The sequence below is a fragment of the Campylobacter concisus genome (assembly GCF_002912425.1).
Taxonomy (GTDB): Bacteria; Campylobacterota; Campylobacteria; order Campylobacterales; family Campylobacteraceae; genus Campylobacter_A; species Campylobacter_A concisus_AH.
The window spans coordinates 1-9,053 of sequence record NZ_POYR01000103.1; the positions used below are offsets into that span (position 1 = coordinate 1).

General features: G+C 38.4%; 8 protein-coding genes. All 8 read right to left on the reverse strand.

Annotated features, from left to right (window positions below; all coding sequences use genetic code 11):
- Positions 1-872: CDP-glucose 4,6-dehydratase (gene rfbG / locus CYP84_RS05300; RefSeq protein WP_258033899.1), on the reverse strand; the 872-nt coding region annotated here is incomplete at its 3' end.
- The gene (gene rfbF, locus CYP84_RS05305) at positions 857-1,624 is read right to left on the reverse strand and encodes a glucose-1-phosphate cytidylyltransferase (RefSeq protein ID WP_103590543.1); all 768 of its coding nucleotides are present in this window, start codon (positions 1,622-1,624) and stop codon (positions 857-859) included. The genes rfbF and rfbG, both read right to left, overlap by 16 nt.
- Positions 1,621-2,682, reverse strand: a complete 1,062-nt coding sequence (locus tag CYP84_RS05310) for a GDP-L-fucose synthase family protein (RefSeq protein WP_103636898.1) — start codon at positions 2,680-2,682, stop codon at positions 1,621-1,623. Before CYP84_RS05310 ends, rfbF begins: the two co-directional genes overlap by 4 nt.
- A gap of 3 nt (positions 2,683-2,685) precedes the next feature.
- The gene (gmd, locus tag CYP84_RS05315) at positions 2,686-3,828 is read right to left on the reverse strand and encodes a GDP-mannose 4,6-dehydratase (RefSeq protein ID WP_103636899.1); all 1,143 of its coding nucleotides are present in this window, start codon (positions 3,826-3,828) and stop codon (positions 2,686-2,688) included.
- A 3-nt stretch (positions 3,829-3,831) separates the two neighbouring features.
- On the reverse strand, positions 3,832-5,202 hold the full coding sequence (locus CYP84_RS05320) for a mannose-1-phosphate guanylyltransferase/mannose-6-phosphate isomerase (protein WP_103636900.1): 1,371 nt from the start codon (positions 5,200-5,202) through the stop codon (positions 3,832-3,834).
- Between the two features lie 85 nt (positions 5,203-5,287).
- Entirely contained in the window at positions 5,288-6,184 is an 897-nt protein-coding gene (locus tag CYP84_RS05325) for a methylenetetrahydrofolate reductase (protein ID WP_103636901.1), read from the reverse strand.
- 4 nt (positions 6,185-6,188) lie between these two features.
- Positions 6,189-6,647: a hypothetical protein gene (locus CYP84_RS05330; protein WP_103573659.1), complete on the reverse strand. Its 459-nt coding sequence runs from the start codon at positions 6,645-6,647 to the stop codon at positions 6,189-6,191.
- 25 nt (positions 6,648-6,672) lie between these two features.
- A complete protein-coding gene (gene metE, locus CYP84_RS05335; RefSeq protein ID WP_103636902.1) occupies positions 6,673-8,946 on the reverse strand; it encodes a 5-methyltetrahydropteroyltriglutamate--homocysteine S-methyltransferase in 2,274 nt (757 codons plus the stop codon).
- Positions 8,947-9,053: the final 107 nt, after the last annotated feature.

The window sequence follows — 9,053 nt, forward strand, 5'->3', positions numbered from 1 at the left end:
ATCTTACTCCAATACTTTTTTATATTTTTTATAACTTCTTCTACACAAATACTTCCATTATCACTTGGACCAAAATTCCAAGCCCCAGAGTATTCAACTCGTTCTTCTAAAAGTTTTTGTCCTATATGAAGATATCCACTAATACATTCGAGAACATGCTGCCATGGCCTTGTAGCGTTTGGATTTCTAATGCTTATTTTTTTGCCTTGTGATGCTGATATCATAACGTCCGTTATAAGCCTGTCTTTAGCCCAGTCCCCACCACCTATTACATTTCCTGCTCTACAAGTTACTAATAAAGTATTATGTGTTTTTTTATAGTCTTTTGTATTAAAGTATGAATTTCTATAAGAAGACGCTAATATATCTGCACATCCCTTACTTGAACTATAAGGATCATATCCTCCCATTGGATCATTTTCTCTATAACCCCAAACCCACTCTTTATTTTCATAGGCTTTATCACTTGTGATATTTACTATTGCTTTCACATTATTTTTGCGACAAGCTTCAAAAACTTTCAGTGTTCCTATAACATTTGTTTCGTAAGTTTCTATTGGCTTCTCATAAGATATTCTAACAATAGGCTGAGCTGCTAGATGAAACACAATGTCTGGCTTATATCTATTAAAGACATGGTTTAATCCGTCCAAGTCTTTAATATCGCCCATAACGGAAATAATATCTGGATTTAAAAGCCCTATATGATTTGGTTTTGTAGGGGCTTCGAGCGAATAGCCTATAACTTTTGCACCCATTTGTGTGAGCCAATAAACAAGCCAAGACCCCTTAAAACCAGTATGACCTGTTACCAACACTTTTTTATTTTCATAAATACCACAAAAAAGATCTTTCATTACCAAATTTTCCATGGTGCCTTGCCGCTATTCCAAAGTTCATTTAGGTATATTTTATCTCTTAAAGTATCCATACATTGCCAAAAACCACTATGTTTGTAAGCACCAAGTTGACTATTTTTTGCCAAAGTTTGCAATGGATATTGCTCAAAAATAGTTTCATCTGATTCTATTAGATCTAAAATCTCTGGTTCGCATACCATAAATCCACCATTTATCCAATTTCCATCACCAGCAGGCTTTTCGACAAATTTGTTTACTAAATTTACATTTATATCCAGTGCTCCAAATCTTCCTGCTGGCTGAATGGCCGTCATAGTTGCTTTAACTTTATTTTGTTTATGAAATTCAACAAGATTTTTAACATTTACATCGCTTACACCGTCACCATACGTGAGCATAAAGGTTTCGTTTTTTATAAATTCTTTTGCTCTTTTAATTCTTCCTCCCGTCATACTTTCTAATCCAGTATCTAAAAGAGTGACTTTCCATGGTTCACTAGAATTGTTTAATATCTCAGTTTTTCCAGTTGTCATATCGATAGTAAAATTACTCTGATGCAAAAAATAGTTGGCAAAATACTCTTTAATATAATAGCCTTTATAACCAAGGAGAATAATAAAATCATTAAATCCAAAGCTAGAATAGATTTTCATAATATGCCACAATATGGGTTTTCCACCTATCTCAACCATTGGCTTTGGTCTTATATCGGTCTCTTCACTAAGCCTTGTTCCATATCCACCTGCTAATAGCAATACCTTCATTTTATTTTCTCCATGTTTTTCAAATACCACTCATAAAGTGTCTTTATCCCATCTTCAAGCTCTATTTTATGCCTCCAACCAAGAGAGTGGAGCTTAGACGGGTCCGTTAGTTTTAGCATCGTACCATCAGGCTTGTTATCATTAAAATATAGCTCGCCTTTAAAGCCGATTATATTTTTAACCAAATTTGCTAGCTCATTTATCGAGATATCTTTGCCTGTGCCTATATTTATATGTGTATTTCTTATCTCTTTGATATTTTTATCATAAGTATCTTTAAAGTCTCTATTTTCCAGTAAAAACACGCAGGCATCGGCCATATCTTCTGAGTGTAGAAACTCTCGTCTAGGCTCTCCTGTGCCCCAAATTTCTACTCTATCTTTTGAAATGCCAAATTTATCAAGATAAGCCATAGCTTCATTTACATCTCTTGCTTTTAGATCTTTTACTGTTTCGTCAAATTTTTCTTCGCTTAAAAGCTTTGCTAGGTGTATCTTTCTTATAAGTGCTGGCAATACATGCGAAGTTTCTAGATCAAAGTTATCATTTGGACCATATAAATTTGTAGGCATTACAGATATGAAATTTGTACCATATTGCAGATTATAGCTCTCACACATCTTCATGCCAGCTATTTTAGCGATCGCGTATGGCTCATTTGTGTATTCAAGTGGAGATGTCAAAAGCACCTCCTCGCTCATTGGCTGTGGAGCATCTTTAGGATATATGCAAGTACTTCCCAGAAATAATAGTTTTTTTACCTTATGCGCATAGCTTTGATGGATCACATTATTTTGAATTTGTAAATTTTCATATATAAAATCAGCCCTATACGTACTATTAGCCACTATTCCGCCAACCTTTGCAGCAGCTAGTACTACATACTCAGGTTTTTCTTTTTCAAAAAACTCATAAACTGCTTTTTGATCCATAAGATTAAGCTCGCTATGAGTTCTTGTGATTATATTTTCATAGCTTTTTGATTTTAAATTTCTCACTATAGCAGAGCCTACCAGTCCCCTATGTCCTGCTACATAAATTTTGCTATTTTTATCCATTTTTTACTCGAAATAGCTCATTATCTCATATCCACCATCTTTTAGATAGACATCTTTTGTCATGAGCTTTAAGTCTGATTTCATCATGTCATTTACTAGATCTTGAAGGTTAAATTCTCTCTTCCAGCCTAGTTTTTTCTCTGCTTTACTAGGATCTCCGAGCAACAAATCAACCTCTGTTGGTCTAAAGTATCTTGGATCCACACAAACCACAGTTTGACCAACACTTAAATGAGATAAATTTAAATTTAACTCTTTTGCTTTTTCAAAATTTAGTGAGTCCACGACTCCTATCTCATCTACGCCAGCCCCTTCAAATCTCAAATTTATACCAGCATAGGCAAATGCAAATTTTACAAAATCTCTAACCGCTGTTGTTTGGCCAGTTGCTATCACCCAGTCTTCTGGCTCTGGAGCTTGCAGTATCATCCACATCATCTTCACATAGTCTTTTGCATGACCCCAGTCTCTTTTGGCGTCTAAATTTCCAAGATAAAGTTTATCTTGAAGTCCAAGCGCTATCTTACTAGCTGCTCTTGTGATCTTTCTAGTGACAAATGTCTCGCCTCTAACAGGTGATTCATGATTAAACAATATACCATTACAAGCAAAAATGCCATAAGCCTCTCTATAATTAACCGTTATCCAGTACGCATACATCTTTGCGACAGCATAAGGGCTTCTTGGATAAAACGGCGTAGTCTCGCTCTGCGGTGTCTCTTGCACTTTTCCGTAAAGCTCAGAGGTAGATGCCTGATAAATTTTAGTTTTTTTTTCAAGCCCTAGTATCCTTATAGCTTCAAGTAGTCTAAGAGTGCCTGTACCATCAGCATTTGCGACATATTCTGGAGTCTCAAAGCTTACATGCACGTGGCTCATGGCAGCTAGGTTGTAAATTTCATCTGGCTGTACCTCTTGGATGATCCTTGTTAAATTCATAGAGTCCGTCATATCGCCATAGTGCAAGAAAAAGTTTCTATTATCAACATGTGGATCTTGATAAAGATGATCTATCCTATCCGTATTAAAAAGACTTGTTCGCCTTTTTATACCATGGACTATATAACCTTTTTTTAGTAAAAATTCCGCCAGATACGATCCATCTTGGCCAGTTATACCAGTTATTAATGCTACTTTTTTATCCATAAATCACCTTTTAAAATCATCATCTAGGCGAATTATATCATCTTCGCCTGTATATTCGCCGACTTGAGCTTCTATTAAAACCACAGGGATCTTACCTTCATTAGATAGCCTATGAACTTCACCCATTTTTATATAGATAGACTCATTAGGACAAACAAGTCTGGTTGTCTCGCCGATCGTCACAGTGGCACTACCTGATAGTACTATCCAGTGCTCATTTCTATGAAAATGCTTTTGCAAAGATAGCCTTTTACCAGGCTTTACCTCTATTATTTTTATCTTATAGCCATCTTGATTTTCAAGAACAGTGTAGTTTCCCCATGGTCTGTTCGTAGTAAGATGAGCATTGCAAAGCTCAGAGCTCTCCTCTTTTAAAATTTCCACAACATTTTTTACTTTTTGGCTAGAGGACTTTTTAGATATTAAAAGAGCATCTTTTGTATCAACCACAGTTAGATCATCAACGTCTATCAAGGCTATTTTTTTGCCACTAGATAGGATTAGATTATTGTGAGAATTTATCTGTACTAGATCACTATTTATTGTATTGCCATTGGTATCTTTTGGTAGCTGCTCATCCAAACTATCAAAGCTTCCAAGATCGCTCCAAGATGCATCTAGTGCTACCATTTTTACAATATCTGATTTTTCCATCACAGCATAATCTATGCTGTTTTGTGGGATATTTTGCATATCGGTAGTGTCTATTTTAATATCAAATTCATCTTTTTTTGCGTTATTGAAAGCTAGCTTACATGCTTCAAGTATCTCAGGGGCGAAAATTTTCATCTGATCCAAAAAAACACCTGCCTTAAAGACAAACATGCCTGAATTCCAGTAGAAATTCTGATCTTTTAGAAATTTAACTGCCCTTTCATAGTCTGGCTTTTCATAAAAAGCCTTTACATCACCGCTAAAACTCTCAATATAACCAAATCCAGTCTCAGGCGAACTTGGTTTTATGCCAAAAGTAACTAAACAATTCTGTTCGGCCAGCTCTTTTGCTACCTTTACGCTCTTTTGATACTCTTTAACATCCTTTATCAAATGATCCGATGGCGTTACTAAAACCACTTCATTTGGATCAAGTGCTAGACAAGCCAATGTGATCGCTGGAGCAGTATTTCTACCAACTGGCTCAAGCAGATATTTGAAATTTGTGATATTTAAATTTTCTATCTGATCCATTGCTAAGTAGTAATGATCAATGTTTGTTATAACAAATGTCCTATCACAAATTTCACTATTTCGCAGTGCTGTTAGCTGAAAAAGAGACCTATCATCAAATAATTTAATAAATTGTTTTGGCACCAAAGTCCTGCTAATAGGCCATAATCGCGTACCAGAACCACCGCATAATAATATATTAGTCATAATTTATTTCAACTTTAAATTAATATTAAAAATTTTATTTAATTAAACCAAAAACTCACTTTTAAATAGATAAATTTAATGACCTTCACTCGCTAGAATAAAGCACCTCTCTCATCTTATGCGTTAGCTCCAGGCTCGCTTCGATCTCGGCGCGTTTTGCCATGACACTTTCTATATTTATGCTTAAATTTAGCCCATTTTCATCGCCAAATTTCTTTAGCTCACACCAAATTTCTTTTATGATCTCGCAGCTACTAGCTAGGTAGTCGGAGCTTAAATTTAGCCTCTCTTCGACCGAGCTTGGCACGCTCACTCCGAGCCATTTGATAAATTCAAGCGTTTTTGCATTGCCAGCTGTGCTAAATGTAAGAAATATCGGCTCGCTTATCTTTGCAGCCGCGCAATCCTCTAAAAATTTACGCGCTAGCTGTGCGTCAAATATCGCTTGCGATATGAAAAATTTAGCCCCAGCTGCGATCTTCTCACGCATCCTTTGTGGCTCATCGCCCTTTTTGCCGTGACGCTCTGCGATACAGACACCGCCTACTGCTAACTCTTTAAATTCGCTAGCAATCTCATAGGCGCGAGCTAAATTTAGCCTCACTTTTTGCGTGCTGGAAGTTGCCCCCACTAAAACGTTTAAATTTGAGCTTTGAGCCTTAAGTGCTGCGCGAAATTCATCCTCGCCGTATCCGCTAGCCACGCGGTAAAATATACTAGGAGTAGCGACGTTTAGGTACTTTTTATAATAAATTTCTGGGCTTAGCGTCCCACTAAACTCAAATGTCCTCTCGCTATCATTTCGCTCGCTCTCGTCTTGCACCTCGTAAAGCACGAGCCCATCGGCCTTGATATCATTTATCCGCCCCGTCCAGCGCTCTGAGATCTCACGCAGCTTTGCCTCGTCAAATTCAGCCTTTGGCGGCGTAAGGCCATATAGCACGAGCCCTTTTTCTTTATTTAAAATTTTCTCTTTTAGCATTTTCTCACTTTTGAACTAGATCAGCCCTCATCACCACGCCAACAGAATTTCTTGACGACATGCAGACAAACTCGTCTTTTAAGTATTTTGCATCGGCTCGCCAAAAGCTTACGATATTTGCCACGTCGGCATTTTGCTTTTTAGCAGCTATCATATATCTTTTTATGACGGCGACAAAAGCCTCTTGGCAATAGCCCTTTATATCTCCGCTATCAGTGATAAATCTTTGAACCTTTACATTTGCCTTTATGACGCTTTTATTTTGGTCGTTTGAGCCAAACTCAAGCCTCACATTTTCAAAGCCTGCTAGCTCTTTTTTGGCAGCTTCTAAATTTAAAGCCTCACTGATACTATAGATATTTGTTTGCTTGTACGCACCTTTGTTGAGTGGTATAGAGTGGCGTCCAGAACTACATCCGGACGCAAAGATAATTAATATTACAAATAGAAAAATCCTTTTCATTTTTCAAATCCTTTTTAATTAAATTTTATAGACCTCTTACGATCTTGACGGCTTCTACCATGTTTTTAAGGCTTGGCTCGACCTCTTCCCATTTTCTGGTTTTTAGGCCGCAGTCAGGGTTGATCCAGAGCTGCTCTTTTGGCAAGACTTCAAGCAGAGCTTTGATCTGAGCGACGATCTCCTCGACGCTTGGCACGCGTGGGCTGTGGATGTCATAAACACCAGGTCCGACCTCTTGTTTGTAGCCAACAGCTTTGAAAATTTTAAGTAGCTCGTTGCCACTTCTTGCAGTCTCGATACTGATAACATCGGCGTCCATGGCTTCGATGGTCTTAATAATATCGTTAAATTCAGAGTAGCACATATGCGTGTGGATCTGAGTTTTCGCCTCCGCTGAGCTCACTGAAAGCTTAAAGCAATCAACCGCAAATTTCTCATAGACTGGGATATTTTCAGCTCTTAGCGGATAGCCCTCTTTAAACGCTGCCTCATCGACTTGGATCACTCTAATGCCCGCATTTTGAAGGTCTGCGATCTCGTCATAGATACAAAGTGCAAGCTGTTTTGCTACCTCGCTTCTTGGAAGATCATCACGCACAAAGCTCCAGTTTAGCATCGTTACAGGTCCAGTTAGCATGCCCTTCATTACGTGTTTTGTGATGCTTTGAGCGTATTTCATCCACTTAACTGTCATCGGCTCTGGGCGGCTTACGTCACCAAAGAGAAGTGGTGGCTTGACGCAGCGGCTGCCATAGCTTTGTACCCAGCCATTTTGGCTAAATGCATATCCGCTGATCTGCTCGCCAAAGTACTCAACCATGTCGTTTCTCTCTGGCTCGCCGTGTACTAGCACGTCTAGGCCGATATCTTCTTGGAATTTCACGCAGTGATCGATATATTTTTTGATACCTGCTTCATAAACAGCCGTGTCGATCTCGCCTTTTTTGAAATTTTGGCGAAGTACACGAAGATCAACCGTTTGTGGAAAGCTGCCTATCGTTGTTGTTGGCAATATGCCGTATTTTAGTGTTTCGCGTTGAATTTTGATGCGGTCTTCAAATTTCTCGTCACGCTCAAATTTGCTTAAATTTTTAACGCGGTTTTGAACGCTTTCAGAGTGGATGAGCTTTGAAGTGGCGCGAGTTTTAACTGCATTTTTGTTCTCTTCGTAAATTTTTGTTTCGCTCTCATTTAGCTTCTCGCCATTTGCTAGTTTTGTGATGATCTTGATCTCATCAAGCTTCTCAACCGCAAAGCTTAACCAGCTTTTGATCTCAGGGTTTAAATTTTCTTCATATTTTAGAGTGTATGGCACGTGAAGAAGTGAGCATGAAGTGCCGATGTAAAAGTCTTTGCCGCCTATTTTCTCTGAAATTTCACGAACAAGTTTTACCTTATCATCGATGTTGCTTTTCCAGATATTTCTGCCGTCGATTACGCCTGCAAATAGCGTCAAGTGGCTATTTTTGATAGTCTCAAGTGCTTCGAAATTTCTCTTGCCGTGGATGAAGTCAAGTGCGATGCCGTAAATTTTAGTTTTAGCCACTTCGCTAACTGCCTTGATCGCATGCTCAAAATATGTCGCAAACACGATCTTGATGTTGCTAGCAACGCCTGTTAGCTCGTTATAAACCTTTGTGATAAGTGGCAAAAGGTCGCTTTCGTTTTTGTCAGTTACAAAGATCGGCTCGTCAAACTGCACTAAAATTTCATCATCAAGCTTAGAAATTTGTTCAAGTAGCTTTTTATACTCGCCTACAAGCGCGTCAAGGTGCTTAAATGGGCAGCTGCCATCAGTCGTCTTTGAAAGAGCCAAGAATGTGATAGGGCCGATCAAATTTACCTTGCCTTTTACGCCGTTAGCCTTCGCCTCTTTGTATTCATTTAAAATTTTGTCCGCTTTTAGGCTAAATTTAGTCTCACTGCTAAGCTCTGGCACGATGTAGTGGTAGTTTGTGTTAAACCACTTTGTCATCTCCATCGCAACGCCATTTTTGTTGCCTCTTGAGCAAGCAAAATATTGCTCCAGGCCGCTTAAATTTGCAAATCTTGGAGGCGTAGCGCCAAAAGCGATGATGTTATCGAGCATTAGGTCGTAAAATGAAAAATCATTAACGCTAATGGCCGAAATGCCAGCGTCTTGTTGATATTTCCAGTGTCTTTGGCGAAGCGTCTTTGCAGTCTCTTGCAAATTCTCTTCACTAAAGCCCTCTTTGCCAGCCCAAAAGCCCTCTAACGCACGCTTTAACTCTCTTTTCTCTCCAATTCTTGGAAAACCTAAAACATAACTTTTTATCATTTTTATCCTTTATAAATTTAAATTTGCAGACGAAAATTCGCTCTGCGGACTACTATAAAACTGTGCAAAGTACAGCAACCTTGAACGTGCAGTGGGGTAGGTGGGGG